16 protein-coding genes are annotated in these 16280 nt (G+C 69.7%); 5 read left to right on the top strand and 11 right to left on the bottom strand.

Annotated features, from left to right (window positions below; all coding sequences use genetic code 11):
• Positions 1 to 53: 53 nt before the first annotated feature.
• The 6 genes from P3W75_RS02450 to P3W75_RS02425 all read right to left on the bottom strand — a co-directional run bounded on the left by P3W75_RS02450 (position 54) and on the right by P3W75_RS02425 (position 6070).
• The gene (locus tag P3W75_RS02450; protein ID WP_276225783.1) at positions 54 to 869 is read right to left on the bottom strand and encodes an ABC transporter permease; all 816 of its coding nucleotides are present in this window, start codon (positions 867 to 869) and stop codon (positions 54 to 56) included.
• 4 nt (positions 870 to 873) lie between these two features.
• Positions 874 to 1707, bottom strand: coding sequence for an ABC transporter permease (locus P3W75_RS02445; protein WP_276225782.1), 834 nt, complete (start codon positions 1705 to 1707; stop codon positions 874 to 876).
• 10 nt (positions 1708 to 1717) lie between these two features.
• Positions 1718 to 2833, bottom strand: a complete 1116-nt coding sequence (locus P3W75_RS02440) for an ABC transporter substrate-binding protein (RefSeq protein ID WP_276225781.1) — start codon at positions 2831 to 2833, stop codon at positions 1718 to 1720.
• A gap of 56 nt (positions 2834 to 2889) precedes the next feature.
• On the bottom strand, positions 2890 to 3975 hold the full coding sequence (locus tag P3W75_RS02435) for an ABC transporter ATP-binding protein (RefSeq protein WP_276225780.1): 1086 nt from the start codon (positions 3973 to 3975) through the stop codon (positions 2890 to 2892).
• 124 nt (positions 3976 to 4099) lie between these two features.
• Entirely contained in the window at positions 4100 to 5023 is a 924-nt protein-coding gene (locus tag P3W75_RS02430; protein WP_276225779.1) for a LysR substrate-binding domain-containing protein, read from the bottom strand.
• Between the two features lie 3 nt (positions 5024 to 5026).
• Positions 5027 to 6070: a helix-turn-helix transcriptional regulator gene (locus P3W75_RS02425; RefSeq protein ID WP_276225778.1), complete on the bottom strand. Its 1044-nt coding sequence runs from the start codon at positions 6068 to 6070 to the stop codon at positions 5027 to 5029.
• A 104-nt stretch (positions 6071 to 6174) separates the two neighbouring features.
• Here P3W75_RS02425 and P3W75_RS02420 point away from each other — a divergent pair, with 104 nt between their 5' ends.
• Both P3W75_RS02420 and P3W75_RS02415 read left to right on the top strand, forming a co-directional pair.
• Positions 6175 to 7923 (top strand): amidohydrolase, encoded by a 1749-nt coding sequence (locus P3W75_RS02420; RefSeq protein WP_276225777.1) that lies wholly within the window; start codon positions 6175 to 6177, stop codon positions 7921 to 7923.
• Entirely contained in the window at positions 7920 to 8831 is a 912-nt protein-coding gene (locus P3W75_RS02415; RefSeq protein ID WP_276225776.1) for a CobW family GTP-binding protein, read from the top strand. The genes P3W75_RS02420 and P3W75_RS02415 overlap by 4 nt, the downstream gene beginning before the upstream one ends.
• A gap of 169 nt (positions 8832 to 9000) precedes the next feature.
• Here the strand turns inward: P3W75_RS02415 and P3W75_RS02410 are convergent, their stop codons facing one another.
• From P3W75_RS02410 to P3W75_RS02400, 3 genes are all read right to left on the bottom strand, one after another.
• On the bottom strand, positions 9001 to 10314 hold the full coding sequence (locus P3W75_RS02410) for an NAD(P)/FAD-dependent oxidoreductase (RefSeq protein WP_276225775.1): 1314 nt from the start codon (positions 10312 to 10314) through the stop codon (positions 9001 to 9003).
• A 161-nt stretch (positions 10315 to 10475) separates the two neighbouring features.
• Complete coding sequence (locus P3W75_RS02405) at positions 10476 to 11840, bottom strand: glutamine synthetase family protein (RefSeq protein WP_276225774.1); 1365 nt, start codon at positions 11838 to 11840, stop codon at positions 10476 to 10478.
• Positions 11841 to 12009: 169 nt separating this feature from the next.
• Entirely contained in the window at positions 12010 to 12198 is a 189-nt protein-coding gene (locus P3W75_RS02400; RefSeq protein WP_276225773.1) for a hypothetical protein, read from the bottom strand.
• 179 nt (positions 12199 to 12377) lie between these two features.
• Between P3W75_RS02400 and P3W75_RS02395 the strand changes: the two genes are divergently transcribed.
• The gene (locus P3W75_RS02395; protein ID WP_276225772.1) at positions 12378 to 12647 is read left to right on the top strand and encodes a MoaD/ThiS family protein; all 270 of its coding nucleotides are present in this window, start codon (positions 12378 to 12380) and stop codon (positions 12645 to 12647) included.
• Positions 12648 to 12656: 9 nt separating this feature from the next.
• Positions 12657 to 13760, top strand: a complete 1104-nt coding sequence (locus tag P3W75_RS02390; protein WP_276225771.1) for a WD40/YVTN/BNR-like repeat-containing protein — start codon at positions 12657 to 12659, stop codon at positions 13758 to 13760.
• 13 nt (positions 13761 to 13773) lie between these two features.
• On the opposite strand, the gene P3W75_RS02385 is transcribed toward P3W75_RS02390, so the two are convergent.
• On the bottom strand, positions 13774 to 14031 hold the full coding sequence (locus P3W75_RS02385) for a hypothetical protein (protein WP_276225770.1): 258 nt from the start codon (positions 14029 to 14031) through the stop codon (positions 13774 to 13776).
• Between the two features lie 152 nt (positions 14032 to 14183).
• Here P3W75_RS02385 and P3W75_RS02380 point away from each other — a divergent pair, with 152 nt between their 5' ends.
• Positions 14184 to 15107, top strand: a complete 924-nt coding sequence (locus P3W75_RS02380; protein WP_276225769.1) for a LysR family transcriptional regulator — start codon at positions 14184 to 14186, stop codon at positions 15105 to 15107.
• Here P3W75_RS02380 and P3W75_RS02375 read toward each other — a convergent pair.
• A partial coding sequence (locus P3W75_RS02375) for an OprD family porin (RefSeq protein WP_276225768.1) occupies positions 15076 to 16280 on the bottom strand: 1205 nt, incomplete at its 5' end. The genes P3W75_RS02380 and P3W75_RS02375 overlap by 32 nt on opposite strands.

Genomic DNA, 16280 nt, shown 5'->3' with positions numbered 1-16280 from the left:
GACGCTGTCCGGGGCGCCGACAATCCCCCGGACAGCGTCGTCGGCGTGGTTGCTCAGTGCCCGGCCGGCCTCGCGGCGGCGCGGCTGGCCAGCATGCGGCCGAGGAGGGCGAGCAGGGTGATGGCGATCAGCAGCACCGAGATGGCCGCCACCGCCGGGTCGATGTTGTCGCGCAGGCCCGACCAGATCTGCCGGGGCAGGGTGTTGACCTCGGTGCTGGTGACGAACAGGGTCACCGCGATCTCTTCCCAGCTCAGCGCGAAGCACAGCAGCGCCGTGCTGGCCACGCCCAGCTTGAGGTTCGGCAGCACCACCATGAAGGTGGTCTGCGCCAGGCTCGCGCCGAGGTTGCGCGCGGCCAGTTCGATGCGTCGGTCCAGTTGGCTCAGCGCCACCAGCATGGTCACCACGCCGTAGGGCACCACCATCACGATGTGGGCGATGGTCAGGCCGAACAGGGTATCGTAGCCCAGGCCCGGAGCGAACTTGCTCACCGTGGTTTCCATGAAGTACAGGACCATCGCCGAGATCATCGGCGGGATCGCCATGGGCAGCAGCACCAGGCCGATCAGCAGGGTCGCCCAGCGCGAGCGCAGGTACCAGATGCCCAGGGCGAAGCTCACCGCCAGGGCGGTGGCGATCACGCAGGTGGCGCTGGCCACCGCCAGGCTCTGGCCCACCGCCGAGAGCCACTCGGGGCTGTCCAGCAGCGCCTTGTAGTGGCGCAGCGACCAGTTGCCGTCGGGCATCGACAGGAAGCGCTTGCTGGTGAAGGACACCGGGATCACCGCCAGCAGCGGGAACAGCATGAAGATCATCGCCATGGCGGCGAGCAGGCGGCTCGGCGCCCGGCTTTCGTGTGCGTTCATCGTCTCAGCCCACCAGTTTGTCGACGCGGGTCATGCGCAGCAGCGCCCAGATCAGCCCCGCCACCAGCGCCAGCAGCACCACCGAGAGTGCCGCGCCCAGGCCCCAGTTGCTGGTCTGGAACATCTGCAGGTAGACGTACTCGGCCACCATCACGGTCTGCCCGCCGCCGAGGATCGCCGGGGTGATGAAGAAGCCCAGGCAGAACACGAAGACGATGATGAAGGCGCCGAGGATGCCCGGCACGGTCTGCGGCACGAACACGCTCCAGAAGGTGCGCAGCTGCCCGGCGCCCAGGCCGCGCGCGGCCAGCAGCACGCGCGGGTCGAGGCGGCGCATGGTCGACACCAGCGGGAACAGCGCGAAGGGCACCATGAAGTGGACCATGCCGATCACCACGCCCAGCTCGTTGCGCGTGAGCTGCAACGGCTCGCTGGTGATCCCCAGCGCCTGCAGCCAGCCGTTGAGCAGGCCGTTGCTGCGCAGGGCGATCAGCCAGCCGAAGGCGCGCACCAGCACCGACAGCCAGAACGGGATGAACACGCAGATTTCCACCATGCGCTGCCAGAACGGCGGGCTGTACACCCAGCAGTAGGCCATCAGGTAGGCGATCAGCAGCGACACCACGCTCACCGTGGTGCACAGCCGGAAGGTGCGCCAGAGCACGTCGTGGATCGCCGGGTCGCTGGCGATGCGCTCGTACTGCTCGATGCCCGGGGTGGGCAGGCTGAAGCTCCAGCCCACCACCCCGGCGAAGGGCAGCACGTAGAACAGCAGCAGCACCAGCGGCAGCGGCGCCAGCAGGAACGCCAGCTTCAGCCGCGAGGGATTCTCCGCCATGGCGCGTTCCTCACTTGGACACGTGGGTGAGGTACTGCTCCAGGCTCGCCGCGTAGTGGTCGGTGTACCACTCGTGGCTGAGCATGATCTGCCGGGGCAGGTTGTCCGGGTCGGTGCAGTTCAGGTGCTTGCGGTCGGCCGGGATCAGCGCGGCGGCGGCCGGGTTGGCCGGGCCGTTGCCGAACATCTTGAACAGCTCCACCTGGGATTGCGGGTCCTGGGCGTAGGCGATGAAGCGCATGGCCGCGTCCTTGCCCGCCGGGTTGCCCTTGAGCACGCCCCAGTTGCTGCAGCCCAGCAGGGCGTTGTCGAAGGTCCACTTGATGCGGCCCTCGCTGTCCTCGGTGATGACCTGGGCGCGGGTGTTCCAGATCGCGCCCATGCTCACTTCGCCCTCGATCAGCAGCTGCTGGGTTTCCGCGCCCGAGCCCCAGAAGGCCAGCACGTGGGGCTTGAGTTCGTCGATCTTCTTCAGCGCGCGCGCCACGTCCAGCGGGTAGAGCTTGTCCGCCGGCACGCCGTCGGCCAGCAGCGCGGCTTCGAGCATGCCGTTCATCCACTTGTACAGGGTGCGCTTGCCGGGGAAGGTCTCGACGTCCCAGAAGTCCTTCCAGGTCTTCGGCGCCTTGTCGCCGAAGCGCTCGCTGTCGTAGGCGATCACGTAGCTGAGCATGTAGTCGGCGATGCCGTATTCGTAGGCGAAGCCGGGCAGCACCTTGTCCTTGGAGACGACGCTGTAGTCGATCGGCTCGACCAGGTTTTCCTTGCCCAGGTTCTGCAGGATCGAGCTTTCCGCGTCGACCACGTCCCAGCTCACCCGGCCGCTGCTCATCTGGGTGCGGATGGCGCCCTCGGTGGGGCCGCTGCCGTCGATCTTCACCGGAATCCCGGTGGCCTTGGAGAAGCCTTCGGTCCAGGCCTTGCCGAACGCCTTGATCGCGTCGCCGCCCCAGTTCACCACCACCAGCGGCTTGTCGCCGGCGGCGAAGCTGACGCCGCTGCGCAGGGCCAGCGGCAGGGCGGCCATCAGGCCCATGCCCTTGAGGAAGGTGCGGCGGTCGATCTGCCCGCGACGGGCTTTTTCCATGAGGACTTCGATGCAGTCTTGCTGGTGCGGATTGAACATGCGGGCGACTCCCGGGAGGGGATGAAAAGGGGGGTGAAGTCGTTGTGGCCGGCTGCTCAGGCGAGCAGCAGGCTTTTCTCGATCGGCCAGCTCAGCCACACGCGGGCGCCCTGGTCGAGGCGCGCGGCCTGGTGCTCGGCGTGCACCGCCAGGCTCATCGGCGGCGCGCCCTCGGCGGCGGTGGCCAGGCCCAGCTCGGTGCTGGCGCCCTGGTAGGTCTTGGCGGTGAGCACCGCCTGCACCACGTTGTGGCCTTCCACCTGCGGCGGCGTGCTGTGCAGTTGCATGTGCTCGGGGCGCACGGCCAGCAGCGGCGCGGCGGCGTCCAGCGCGGCGGAGGGTTCGGCGTGCAGCTCGGCGTCGCCGAAGCGCCCGCGCGCCAGGGCGCCGGCGCGGCCCACCTGGCTCAGCGGGAACAGGTTCATCTTTCCGAGGAACTCGGCGACGAAACGGTTGCTGGGCTGGTTGTAGATGGTCTGCGGGCTGTCGATCTGCGCCAGCTGGCCACGGTTGAAGATGGCGATGCGGGTGGACAGCGCCAGCGCTTCGTTCTGGTCGTGGGTGACGAACACGAAGGTGGTGCCGACCTGCCGGTGGATGCGCTGGAGTTCCTGCTGCAGTTGCTCGCGCAGGTTCTTGTCGAGGGCCGAGAGCGGTTCGTCGAGCAGCAGCAGGTCGGGCTCGAAGACCAGCGCGCGGGCGATCGCCACGCGCTGCTGCTGGCCGCCGGACAGCTCGCCGGGGCGCTTGCCGCGGTGCTCGCCCAGGCCCACCACTTCGAGCATGTGGCGCACCCGGCGGTTGCGTTCCTCGGCTTTCACGCCACGGATCTTCAGCGGGAAGGCGACGTTGTCGTCGATGCTCATGTGCGGGAACAGTGCGTAGCCCTGGAACACCATGCCGAAGTTGCGCTTTTCCGCCGGGCGCCGGGTGATGTCCTGGCCGTGGGCCTCGAGGCGCCCGCTGGACGGGTCCTGGAAGCCGGCGAGGATCATCAGGAAGGTGGTCTTGCCGGAGCCGGAGGGGCCGAGGAGGGTGAGGAACTCGCCCTGCTGGATATCGATGGACACATCGCTCAGGGCGCGGAAGTCGCCATAGCGCTTGCCGATGTCGATGGCACGGAGTTGGGGCTGTCGCTCCACTGCATTTACCTCGTTTTATTCTTGTTCTCGGCGAGTGGCGACTGCTCGGTCAGCCACCCTTTTGCGCAGTATTGTCAAATCCTCCTTCGCTTCAATCGCGTTTTTTTGCTGTCATTGTTCAATTTCATTCACCAATCACGCCGCCCCGGCTGCCCTTGCGGAACTGCTCGGAAAGGCGCAGCTCGGCCTTGGTCCAGGCCTTGAAGGCCTGCACGTCGGGGCGCTCGGTCTTGGCCGGGTCGGTGACGAAGTAGTAGCGGTTCGGCGGCTCGATGGAGACGTTGAACAGGCGCACCAGCTGGCCCTTGGCCATGGCGTCGCCGCTGACCAGGGCGTCGCCCATGGCCACGCCCTGCCCGGCGATGGCCGCCGACTGCACCAGGTGCGCGTCGGAGAAGACGATGCCGTTGCGCACGTTGAGGTCGCGCACCCCGGCGGCAGCCGCCCACAGCAGCCAGTCGGAGTGGTCGACCATGTGCAGCAGCGGCAGGTTGGCCAGGTCTTCCGGGGAGTCCAGGCCGCCGGCGGCGTTGAGCAGCGAGGGGCTGCACACCGGGAAGGTGTCGAGGGTGGCGATCAGCTCCACGTGCAGGTCGGTCCAGTCGCCCACGCCGTAGGCGATGAACAGGTCGACCTCGCGGTTGCTGACGTCGTCGGGAATCCGTGGCGACACCAGGTTCAGTTCCACCTGCGGGTGGGCGCGCTGGAACTTGCCGATCTGGTGGCACAGCCAGTAGGTGGCGAAGCCGGGGGTGCAGCTGACGCACAGGCGCCCGGCGATTTCCTCGGCGTCGGTGAAGCGCCGCGCCTCGTTGAGGATCGCCAGGGCGCGCTGGGTCTCGCGGGCGAAGTACTCGCCGCGGTAGGTCAGGACGATGCCGCGCCCGGCCTTTTCGATCAGCGCGGTGCCCAGGCTTTCCTCCAGGCTGCGCAGCTGGTGGCTTACCGCGCTGCGGGTGAGGCTCAGCTCGCCGGCGGCGGCGGACAGGCTGCCGAGCCGGGCGACGGCGTCGAGCACGCGCAGGGCGGTCATCGAGGGAAAACGCATGGTTCACTCCTGGGGGGCGCGGGCGCGCCGCTGGCGGAAGCCTTCCGGGGTGGTCCCGGCGTGGCGCAGGAAGGCGCGGTGGAAACTGGTGACGTGTTCGTAGCCGAGCAGGAAGGCGATCTCCTGCAAACTCAGGCGGCTGGCCAGCAGGTAGCGCTCGGCCAGGGCCATGCGCACTTCGTAGACCACGCCCTTGAAGGTCAGGCCGTGGGCGCGCAGGCGCCGTTGCAGGGTGTGCGGCGGCAGGCGGAAGTGCGCGGCGGCCTGCTCCAGGTCCGGCAGCGGCACGCGGGCGTTCTGCAGCAGGTAGAAGCGCAGGTCGTCGGGCAGCGCCTCGCCGCTCTCGAAGCTGGCCAGGGTGGCCGCGCCCTGGGCCTGGCACAGGCGCAGCACTGAGGGGTTGGAGGTGGAGAACGGGCGGTCGTGGAATTCCCGCGGGATGCGCAGCTCGGCGCGCGGAGCGGCGAACTCGACGCGGCCGGGGAACAGCTCGGCGTACAGCGCGGCATGGGGCGGTGGCGGGAACGGCAGGCGGGCCTGCATGCCGGCGCAGTCGGCCAGCTCCGGCAGGCGCTGGCACAGCCAGCGCCAGGTGCTGCTGAACCATTCCTCCAGCAGCGCCTGGCTTTCCATGGGGCTGAACGGCGGCGCCTGCAGCACCAGCACCAGGTGCTCGCCGTGCTCTTCGCGGGCGACGTGGATCGGGTGCGGCAGCAGGCTCGACGGCTGCCCCAGGGAGATGTCCCAGGAGCGCCGCAGGCTCGCCGCGCTGATCAGCGCGTAGCCGATCACCCCGAGGTCGAACAGGTTGTAGCGCTGGCCCACGCGCAGGAAGAAGTCGCTGGCGCCGAGCAGCCCGGCGGTCTGCCGCAGCAGGCGGTAGTAACGGGCGAAGGTCATCGCCCCGGCGGCTTCGGCGGCGGGCACGCCGAGGCCGGCGAGCAAGGGCGCCAGGGGCGGCAGCTGCGGGCGCGCGTGCCATTCCTCGAGGAAGCGCTGGAACAGCTGGCGCGCCGCGTAGTCGATGTCTGACTGTTGGTCGGGCATGGTTTTTCTTGTTATCTGAGGCTAGCGAGTTGTCATCTTATGCTAGTCCGTGGTCGTTGGCAGCTCCCTATACTCGGCGCAAAACAACAAGAGGAGCACCGCCCATGACGGCGCCCGATTCGTTCCGTTCGTCCCATTCACCTGCCAACCGCCACGCCGACCTGCTGCTGCGCAACGGCCGCTTCTACACCCAGGACCCGGCGCAGCCGTGGGCCGAGGCGGTGGCCGTGCGCGACGGTCGCTTCCTCGCCGTCGGCCGCGCCGAGGAGCTGGAGTACCTGGTCGGCCCGCAGACCCTGGTCCACGACCTCGGCGGCGCCTTCTGCATGCCCGGCCTGCACGACATGCACACCCACCCGGACCTGGCCCTGGCGCCGCGCTACGCCGACGACCTCGACGTCGGCATCGAGGACCCGACCCCCGAGCAGCTCGCCGCGGCCATCCGTGCCTACGCCGACAGCCACCCGGGCGACGGCTGGGTCTACGGCCAGTACTGGGTGCGCTACACCTTCCGCGAAGCCGGGCTGAAACCGGGCCGCGAGTGGCTCGACAGCGTCATGCCGGACCGCCCGGTGGCGCTGCTCGACCGCATGTGGGGGACCATGATGGTCAACTCCCGCGCCCTGGAGCTGGCGGGCATCGACGCCACCACGCCCGACCCGCGCAACGGCTACCTGGAGCGCGACGAGCTGAGCGGCGAGCCCAACGGCCTGCTGATCGACGGCGCCTACGCGCTGATCCACGCCGCCATGCCGCCGACCCCGGTCGAGGTGCTGCGCCGCGCCTACCGCGACGGCGTGCATTTCCAGAGCGCCCGTGGGGTCACCGCGAGCAAGTACGTGCACGTCTGCGAGCGCCGCCTGCAAGCGCTCAAGGAACTGGACGACGCCGGCCAGCTGACCCTGCGCGTGGAAGCGGCGATCAGCTGGCAGGACGACATCTTCCCGGTGCGCCGGCGCTGGGAGCTGCTCAGCGGCGAGCGCCACTACTACCGCAGCGCGCGGCTGTCGGCGAACGCGGTGAAGTTCCACTTCGACGGCACCGTCGAGCCGCGCTCGTCATTCCTGATCAACCCCTGGCCGGGCGAGAGCAGCTGGCGCGGCAAGCTCAACCTGACCCCCGAGCACATCACCGACATGGTGGTGGACATGGACCGCCGCGGCATCCGGGTGATCGCCCACTGCACCGGCGACGGCGCCTCCGACGTGTTTCTCGACGCGGTGGCGGAGGCGCGCCGGCGCAACGGTTTCAGCGGCATCCGCCACCAGTGCGCGCACAGCACCATCCTGCACCCGGGCAACCTCAAGCGCTTCCGCGAGCTGGAAGTGATCGCCGAATTCTCCCCGGCGGCCTGGTACCCGACGCCCTTCGCCAGCGGCGCGCGCTCCGGCTACGGTGCCGAGCGGCTGAAGCGCATCTACGACTACAAGGGCGTGCTCGCCGCCGGTGGCATCGCGGTAATGGGCACCGACTGGCCGGTGGCCTCCATCGACCCCTGGCTGGCCCTGGAAACCATGATTACCCGGCAGAACCCGTGGAACGACGACCCAGCCTGCTTCGGCGAGCCGATCGCCCTGGAGCAGGCGCTCAAGGTGGTGACCCTGAACGGCGCCCACGCCATGGGCCTGGAGCACCTGACCGGGAGCATCGAGGCGGGCAAGTCGGCGGACTTCATCGTCCTCGACCGCGACCTCTTCGCGGAACCCGCGCGCGGCTACATCCACCGCACCCAGGTGCGCCTGACCTTCGTCGAGGGCCGCCCGGTGTACGACGAGCAGGGCGCCTTCGCCAACGGCCCGCTGCAGGCGGTATGGCAGGGCGAGGCGCCACGCATCATGGGAGAAGCGCAATGAGCATCCCGGTGACCGTGGTCGCCGGCTTCCTCGGCGCCGGCAAGACCACCCTGCTGCGCCGCCTGGTGCAGCAGTGCGCCGGGCAGCGCCTGGCGCTGATCGTCAACGACTTCGGCGAGCTCAACGTCGACGCCGAGATGATCGCCGAACACAGCGACGCGGTGTACGCGCTGCAGAACGGCTGCCTGTGCTGCACCATGCAGGACGACCTGCTGGCCCAGCTGGGCCGCCTGGCCGCGCTGCAGCCGCAGGTGGAGCGCATCGTCATCGAATGCAGCGGCGTCGCCGACCCGCAACCGATCATCCAGGCCCTGGGCTACCCGCAGCTGCGCCGGCACATGCACCTGGACGCGCTCATCACCCTGGTGGACGCCGCCCGCGAGCAACCCCTGGAAGGCGAGTACGCGCAACTGGAGCGCCGCCAGGCGGCGGCCGCCGACCTGCTGCTGCTGAACAAGGCGGACATCGCCACGCCGCAGCAGATGGAGGCGCTGCGCCAGCGCTTCGGCGAGCCGCGGCGGATGCTGCAGACCGTGCAGGCGCAGATTCCCGACGCGCTGCTCTACGGCGAGCGCCCGGAGCAGCCGGCGCCGCGCTTGCAGGCGGTGAGCCGGCAAAACCACGGCGAGTTGTTCGACAGCTGGACCTGGCGCCACGCCGGCCAGCTCGACGCGCAGCGCCTGCGCGCCTGGCTGGAGCAGTTGCCGGAAGGCCTGTTCCGCCTCAAGGGCCGGGTCCAGGTGAGCGGGCGCGGGCAGCCGCTGTGGTTGCAGTACGTCGGCGGGCGCAGCCAGTTCCTGGCGGCGCAGGCGGAGGAGGGCGACAACTGCCTGGTGTTCATCGCCAGCGCCAACGCCGGGTTGCGCGAACAGCTGGAAGCCGGCCTGGAGCTGTGCCTCGCCGCCTGACGACGGCCGGCGGATAACGCCGTAGGCGTTATGCGCCCTACACCAGGCCGCCCGAGGCGGACGTAGGAGCGCGCCGCGCGCGCGATCGCGGGCATGGCCCGCTCCTACGGGGTGGGGTAGGTGTAGGGCGGATAACCGTTTGCGGTTATCCGCCGCCCTAGCCGTTATCTCAGCGGAATTTCTCCAGCAGCTGGTAGTACCACATGCCGGCCGCCAGCATCGGGTTGCCGAACACGTCGCCCAGCGGCACCTTCACGTGTTTGCACTGGGCGAAGCTGTCGAACTTCTCCAGGTCGCCGGTCATCGCCGTGGCCATGATCTCGCCCATGATGTGGGTGGTGGCCACGCCGTGGCCGGAGTAGCCCTGGCAGTACCAGACGTTGTCGGAGAGCTTGCCCAGCTGCGGGATGCGGTTCATCACGATGCCCATGGCGCAGCTCCACTGGAACTCGATCTCCACGCCCTTGAGCGCCGGGAAGGTGCGCTCGATGCACGGCCGCAGTTCGCCGGCGATGTCCCGCGAGTCGCGCCCGGAGTAGTTGGCGCCGCCGCCGAAGAGCAGGCGACCGTCGCCGGTCAGGCGGTAGTAGTCGAGGACGAAGCGGCAGTCGTAGACGGCCAGGTCCTGCGGGTTGATCCGCTTGGCCAGCTCGCCCAGCGGCTTGGTGGTGACGATGCCGCCCATGGCCGGGAAGATCATGCCCTTGAGCTGCTTGCGCTCCAGCTTGTGGTAGACGTCGCCGGCCAGGAGGATCTGCGCGGCGTTGATCCGCCCCTTGCTGGTGACCACCGCCGGACGCGCGCCGTGGACGATGTCCAGCACCTCGGAGTGTTCGAAGATCAGCCCGCCCAGGCTTTCCACCGCGCGCGCCTCGCCGATGCACAGGTTGAGCGGGTGCAGGTGCATGTTGCGGGTGTTCTTCAGGGCGCCGCAGTAGAGGTCGCTTTCCAGGTGCTGGCGTACCCCGGCGGCGTCGAGCAGGGTCACTTCGTCGCCCATGCCGCGGCGCACGGCTTCCTCGTAGGAGGCTTCCAGCTCGGCCATGTGCGAGGGCTTCATGGCCGCGTGCAGGTGGCCGAACTTGAGGTCGCAGTCGATGCCGTACTTGGCCACGCGGTTCCTGATGATCTCGTGGCCGCGCCAGCGCAGGTGCCAGATGAAGTCGTCGACATCGCTGCCCAGCCACTGCTGCATCTGCTTGCGCATGGCGCTGTCGCCGGACAGGCTGCCGGTGACCTGACCGCCGTTGCGCCCGCTGGCGCCCCAGCCGACCTTGTTGGTCTCGACGATGGCCACCTTGTAGCCGCGCTCGGCCAGCTCGACGGCGGTGGTCACGCCGGTGAAGCCGCCACCGATGATGGCGATGTCGACGTTCACCTCGCCCTGCAGGGTCGGGTAGTCGGTTTCCACCGCCAGGCTGGCGGAATAATAGGAGGGCGCTCGCTCGGGGGCGGCCTTGGCGGGTTTCAGTGCGGCGTTCATTCTTGTGTCTTCCTGTTGCCTGGTTTCCCTCTCCCTGGCCCTCTCCCGCAAGCGGGAGAGGGGACTGTTCGGAGCGAGGGCTTGAATACGGTGTCAGCCGGCGGCGCCGGACTGCCCCCTCTCCCTTCAGGGAGAGGGTTGGGGAGAGGGTTCTTTCACCCTCACGCCTGATGCAGATACCAGCGCCAATCCTGCTCGCCGACCTCACCCATGAACTGGCGGTACTCCGCCTGCTTGACCTTCAGGTACACGCCGAGGAACTCATGGCCCAGCGCGTCGCGCGCCCAGCTGGAGCGCTCCAGCGCGCGCAGCGAGGTCAGCCAGTCGGTGGGCAGCAGTTCCTTGGCCTGGGCGTAGCCGTTGCCTTCCACCGGCGCGCCCGGGTCGATGTTCTCGCGGATGCCACGGTGGATGCCGGCGAGGATCGCCGCGGCGGCCAGGTAGGGGTTGGCGTCGGCGCCGCAGATGCGGTGCTCGACGTGTCGGGTATGCGCCGGACCGCCCGGTACGCGCAGGCTGACGGTGCGGTTGTCGCAGCCCCAGGTCGGCGCCAGCGGCGCGTAGCTGTTGGCCTGGAAGCGGCGGTAGGAGTTGGCGTTGGGGCAGAACAGCAGCAGCGAGTCGAGCAGGCTCTTGAGCATGCCGCCGACGGCCTGGCGCAGCAGCGGGGTGCCGGCCGGGTCTTCGCTGGCGAAGAGGTTGTTGCCTTCTTTATCCGCCAGCGAGACGTGCATGTGCATGCCGGTGCCGGCCAGGTCGTCGAACGGCTTGGCCATGAAGCAGGCCTGCATGCCGTGCTTGTGCGCCACGCCCTTGACCAGGCGCTTGTAGCGCACGGCCTGGTCCATGGCGAGCAGGGCGTCGCCGTGCTCCAGGGTGATTTCCACCTGGCCGGGGGCGTATTCGGAAATCGCCGTGCGCGCCGGGATGCCCTGGGCCTTGCAGGCGGCGTAGAGGTCGGCGAGGAACGGCTCGATCTGTTCCAGCTCGCGCAGGCCGTAGACCTGGGTGGCGCGCGGGCGGCCGCCGTCGGCATCCAGCGCCGGTTGCGGGCGGCCGTTGGCGTCGCGCTTGGCGTCGAGCAGGTAGAACTCCAGCTCGCAGGCCATCACCGGGTGGTAGCCGTCGGCCTGCAGTTCGTCGATGACCTTGAGCAGCACGTGGCGCGGGTCGGCGATGTCGGCCGGCTTGCCTTCGACCGGGTGCATGCTGACCTGCACGGCGGCGGTGGGAATCTGCCGCCAGGGCAGGCGCACCAGGCTGCCTTGCAGCGGGTAGGCGCGGCAGTCGATGTCGCCGACGTCCCAGACCAGGCCGGAATCCTCGACGTCCTCGCCGTGCAGGGTGAGGCCGAGGATGGTGCTCGGCAGGGGCCGGCCGGACTCGTAGACGGCCCGCAGCTCCTCGCGGTGCAGCAGCTTGCCGCGCGGCACGCCGTTGGCGTCGAGGATGAACAGCTCGACCATCTCGATGTCGGGGTTGGCGGCCAGGAAGTCAAGGGCCTCTTGCACGGGGGCGAATTGCATTGTCGTTCTCGCATAGCGCCAGTGGGCGCGCTGATGGCCTGCGCGGCCGGCCGGGCCACAGGGGGCTCGGGACGGGGCGAGCAGGCGAAGCAACGGCTACGTCTTGTCGCGGGGCGCGCGGCGCTCCGTTCAGCGTAGTTCCGTCGTGGGGTCGGGCGTGGGGCGCCCGTCAGCGTGCGGCGTTGTCGGGGGGACGCGCGTGGCGGCAGTGCCAGAGGGCCCAGAAGGCCAGTTCCAGCGGCAGCGAGAGGGGTTGCAGGAGCAGCCAGCGGCAGCGTTCGCGCGGCAGGCGCAGGGTCTCTCCGGCCTGGGCGGCGGAGACACTGGCGGCGGCGAAGTGCTGTTGCAGAAGGTGCATGTGTGGCTGCGACGGGGAAGATGCCAGGAGACTCGCACAGCCCATGGGTGCTTTAAATGTGAATTTAACGACCTTTGGTTGAGCGGAATCGAAACCAAGTGCCGCCCGGTCGATTCGCCGGCCGTTCGCCGTCCGCGCCTCCTAGACTGAGGGGAAGTCCGCAACCCCGCGCGCAGCCCATGGCCCACATCGTCTTCGCCCCCTCCATCCAGCGCCACCTGGAAGTGCCCGAGCAGGACCTGCCCGGCGCCACCCTGGGCGGCCTGCTGGAGGGCGTGTTCGCCGGCCACCCGCGTCTGCGCGGTTACCTGCTGGACGACCAGGGCGGCCTGCGCCGCCACGTCACCGTGTTCATCGACGGCCTGCGCCTGCGCGACCGCCGCCACCTGGGCGACGCCCTGGCGGCGGACAGCGAGGTCTACGTGGTGCAGGCGCTCTCCGGCGGCTGAGGAGGCAACATGGAAGACCGACTGCTGGTGGCCACGCGCAAGGGCCTGTTCACCTTCCTGCAGGACCGCGGCGCCTGGCACGAGGCCGGCCAGGATTTCCTCGGCGAGCCGGTCAACATGCTGCTGGCCGACCCCCGCGACGAAACCCTCTACGCCGCCCTCGACCTCGGCCACTTCGGCTGCAAGCTGTGGCGCAAGCGCAGCGGCGGCGAGTGGCACGAATGCGCGGTGCCGGTCTACCCGGCGCAGCCCGAGGCGCTGCCGGCCCCGGCTGAGGGCGAGGCCCCGCAGGCGCCCTGGAGCCTGCAGCTGATCTGGTGCCTGGAGACCGGCGGCACCGACCAGGCCGGCACCCTCTGGGCCGGGACCATCCCCGGCGGCCTGTTCCGCAGCGACGACCACGGCGACAGCTGGACCCTCAACCGCCCGCTGTGGGACCGCCCCGAGCGCGCCCGCTGGTTCGGCGGCGGCTACGACTGGCCGGGCATCCACTCGGTCAGCGTCGACCCGCGCGACAGCCGCCACCTCACCGTCGGGGTGTCCTGCGGCGGCGTCTGGCAGAGCCGCGACGACGGCGCCAGCTGGGTCAACACCACCGCCGGCATGTTCGCCGACTACATGCCGGCGGAACTGCACGAGGAGGGCGCCATCCAGGACCCGCACCGCCTGGTGCACTGCCCGGCGCTGCCGGACCGGCTGTGGGTGCAGCACCACAACGGCATCTTCACCTCCACCGATGGCGGGGCGAACTGGCGCGACGTGCCGGCGCAACCGTCCAGCTTCGGCTTCGCCGTGGCCGTGCATCCCACCCGTCCGGACACCGCCTGGTTCGTCCCGGCGCAGAAGGACGCCTGCCGCGTTCCGGTGGCCGGGCGCCTGCTGGTCAACCGTACGCGCGATGGCGGCAAGAGTTTCCAGGCCCTCGACCACGGCTTGCCGCAGGGACCCTGCTATGACCTGGTGTACCGCCACGGCCTGGCCGTCGACGATGATGGCGAGCGCCTGGCGATGGGCTCGACCACCGGCGGGCTGTGGCTTTCCGAGGATGGCGGGGAGCGCTGGGAATGCCTCTCCGCGCACCTGCCGCCGATCTACTGCGTGCGCTTCGGCTGAGGCCCCGCGCCGGTCAGTGTGGTTGTTCGTCGTCGCCGTGGTAGTGGGCGATCACCGAGCGCGCGCAGACCAGCGCCAGCAGGCCGATGCCGCCGCAGAGGGTGACGATGCTCATGTAGCCTTCGTCGCTGTCACCGTCACCCAGCGCGGCCAGGCCGATGGTCAGCAGGAGCATGACCAGGCCCAGCCACTGGGCGGTCTGCGCCCAGCGCAGGAAGGTGGCGCGGCGGGCCTCGTGCAACTCGGGGCCGGGGTGGCTGTGCAGGCGCATGCTGGCTTCCTCCGTATCTTGTCGCTCCAGCCTACGCCGACCACGGCGCGGCGGAGGCTCTGCCGGCCGAGCGGTCGTGGCCGTGCGTCGGCGGCGCGACGCTGCTATGGTGAAAAACCCCCGACGCAGAGACCTTGCCGGAGCGACGCGCGATGAATTTCGACTGGAACGACATCCCCATCCTCCTGGCCCTGGCCCGCCACGGCAGCCTGAGCGCCGCCGGCCGTTCGCTGGGGGTCGACCCCTCGACCATGAGCCGGCGCCTGGTGGCCGCCGAAGCCGCCTTGCAGACGCGCCTGTTCATCCGCGACAACGCCGGCTACAAGGCGACCGACGCGGGCCTGGCGTTCATCGACTACGGCGAGCGCATCCTCGGCGACGTGCAGAGCATGCTCCTCGAAGCGCGCAGCGAGGCCAGCGCCATCAGCGGCTCGGTGAGCATCACCTCGATCGACTTTCTCTTCAGCCACTGGCTGGTGCAGCACATGCCGCAGCTGTCGCGCACCTACCCGAACCTGCAGCTGGAACTGATCCCGGCCAACCGCTCGCTGTCCTTCACCCGCCGCGAGGCCGACTTCGCCCTGCGCCTGGCGCGCCCGCAGGAGGACGCCGCGCTGGTGATGCGCAAGGTCGCCGACATCGGCTTCGCGGTGTACGCCGCCACCGCCTTCAGCCAGCTGCCGCCGCAGGACTGGCCGCAGCAGCCGTGGCTGGCCTATGGCGAGGAACTCGACGACACCCCGGAAATGCGCTGGCTGCGTAATTTCGCGCCGAACGCCGGCTACGCGCTGCGGGCCAGCAGCGTGACCACCCTGACCCACGCCTGCGAGACCGGCCTGGGCATGGCCCTGCTGCCGTGCATCCTCGGCGAGCGCAACGGCCTGGTGCGCCTCAGCGGCCCGGTGGTGGCGCGCGAAATCTGGCTGCTCAGCCACCGCGACGCCGGGCGCATCGGCCGCTTCCAGGCGGTGGGCAACTGGCTGAGCGACATCTTCGAGCAGGACGCCGCCCAGTTCAGCGGCGCCAACCTGGCCTGCCGCGAACTCAGAATGAGCCCTTCAGCGGATACTCGATGACCAGGTAGAGGCGGTCGATGTCGGCGCCGCCCTGGGCGTCGTCGGCGCGGTGGCTGACTTGCGCCAGGGACAGCGAGAGGTCCTTGGCCGGGCCGGACTGGAACACGTAGCGCAGCTCGCTGTCGCGTTCCCAGTGGCGGCCGTCGCGGCCGTACTGGCCGGCGTAGGCGCCATCGGCCGGGGCGTGGCTGCCGTCGATGTCGCTGCCGCGCACGTAGCGGGTCATGAAGTTCAGGCCGGGCATGCCGAAGGTGCCCAGGTCGAGGTCGTAGCGCAGCTGCCAGGAGCGCTCGCCGGGGCCGTTGAAGTCGGCGTACTTGATCGAGTTGGCGAGGTAGATGGAGTCGCCGCCGACGAAGTCGAAGGGCGTGTCGCCGTCGATTCGCTGGTAACCCAGCAGGAAACCCTGGGCGCCCACCCGGTAGCGCGCCGCCAGGCTCCAGGCGCTGGTGTCGATGGCGCCGGCGCGAGCCTGGCCCTGGTCGCGGGTGCGGTAGAGGTTGCCGTCCAGCAGCAGGCCGCCCTGGTTGTAGTGCAGGTTCAGGTAGTACTGCCGCCAGATGTCGTCGAGCTGGCCGGCGAACAGCGAGCCGCCGAAGGCGCCGGCGGGGCTGAAGTCGGCCCCGGCGAAGCTCACCGCGCCGTGCCGGGTGCTGGCGCCGTAGCCGTCGAAGTCGCCACGCCCGGAGCTGGCATCCTGGTTCTTGAACGAGGTGAAGCGCCCGGCCTGGAAGCGCACGCCGTCCAGTTCGCGGGAGTCGAGCAGGGTGCCGCTGGCGTACTCGGGTTGCAGGCGCTTGTCGGCGGTGTCGAACACCGGCGTTTCCACGGTCATTTCGCCGATTTTCAGGGTGGTCCGCGACAGGTCCAGTTTCAGCGCGCCGCCGGCGTCGGAGTAGTCGTCCGCCGCCTCGCCGTCGGCGTTCAGCGGCAGCAGGCCGGTGCCGGCGTGGCCACGGCCGCCGTCGAGCTTCAGGCCGAGGAAGGCGTGGGCGTCGAAGCCCAGGCCGAGGGTGCCGGCGGTGAAGCCCGAGCGCAAATCCGCGATGAAGCCCTGGGCCCATTCCTGGCGCCGGCTCTGGCCGCTGGGCGAAGGGTCGGTGCGGTAGTCGGTCTGCAGGAAGTAGTTGCGGCTGAGCAGCGACCACTCGGCGCCGTCCAGCAGGCCGGCGT

Origin of the sequence: Pseudomonas citronellolis (genome assembly GCF_029335315.1) — a bacterium.
Classification (GTDB): Bacteria; Pseudomonadota; Gammaproteobacteria; order Pseudomonadales; family Pseudomonadaceae; genus Pseudomonas; species Pseudomonas citronellolis_A.
Note: the sequence above shows the minus strand (reverse complement) of the source record. Positions and strands in the feature narration are given on the sequence as shown.

Bases quoted from the DNA above. Each gene is read 5' to 3' on its own strand.
- P3W75_RS02380 (WP_276225769.1), top strand. From the start codon at position 14,184: ATGAATTTCGACTGGAACGACATCCCCATCCTCCTGGCCCTGGCCCGC.
- P3W75_RS02420 (WP_276225777.1), top strand. From the start codon at position 6,175: ATGACGGCGCCCGATTCGTTCCGTTCGTCCCATTCACCTGCCAACCGC.
- P3W75_RS02450 (WP_276225783.1), bottom strand. From the start codon at position 869: ATGAACGCACACGAAAGCCGGGCGCCGAGCCGCCTGCTCGCCGCCATG.
- P3W75_RS02445 (WP_276225782.1), bottom strand. From the start codon at position 1,707: ATGGCGGAGAATCCCTCGCGGCTGAAGCTGGCGTTCCTGCTGGCGCCG.
- P3W75_RS02390 (WP_276225771.1), top strand. From the start codon at position 12,657: ATGGAAGACCGACTGCTGGTGGCCACGCGCAAGGGCCTGTTCACCTTC.
- P3W75_RS02415 (WP_276225776.1), top strand. From the start codon at position 7,920: ATGAGCATCCCGGTGACCGTGGTCGCCGGCTTCCTCGGCGCCGGCAAG.
- P3W75_RS02385 (WP_276225770.1), bottom strand. From the start codon at position 14,031: ATGCGCCTGCACAGCCACCCCGGCCCCGAGTTGCACGAGGCCCGCCGC.
- P3W75_RS02410 (WP_276225775.1), bottom strand. From the start codon at position 10,314: ATGAACGCCGCACTGAAACCCGCCAAGGCCGCCCCCGAGCGAGCGCCC.
- P3W75_RS02440 (WP_276225781.1), bottom strand. From the start codon at position 2,833: ATGTTCAATCCGCACCAGCAAGACTGCATCGAAGTCCTCATGGAAAAA.
- P3W75_RS02395 (WP_276225772.1), top strand. From the start codon at position 12,378: ATGGCCCACATCGTCTTCGCCCCCTCCATCCAGCGCCACCTGGAAGTG.
- P3W75_RS02425 (WP_276225778.1), bottom strand. From the start codon at position 6,070: ATGCCCGACCAACAGTCAGACATCGACTACGCGGCGCGCCAGCTGTTC.
- P3W75_RS02405 (WP_276225774.1), bottom strand. From the start codon at position 11,840: ATGCAATTCGCCCCCGTGCAAGAGGCCCTTGACTTCCTGGCCGCCAAC.
- P3W75_RS02400 (WP_276225773.1), bottom strand. From the start codon at position 12,198: ATGCACCTTCTGCAACAGCACTTCGCCGCCGCCAGTGTCTCCGCCGCC.
- P3W75_RS02430 (WP_276225779.1), bottom strand. From the start codon at position 5,023: ATGCGTTTTCCCTCGATGACCGCCCTGCGCGTGCTCGACGCCGTCGCC.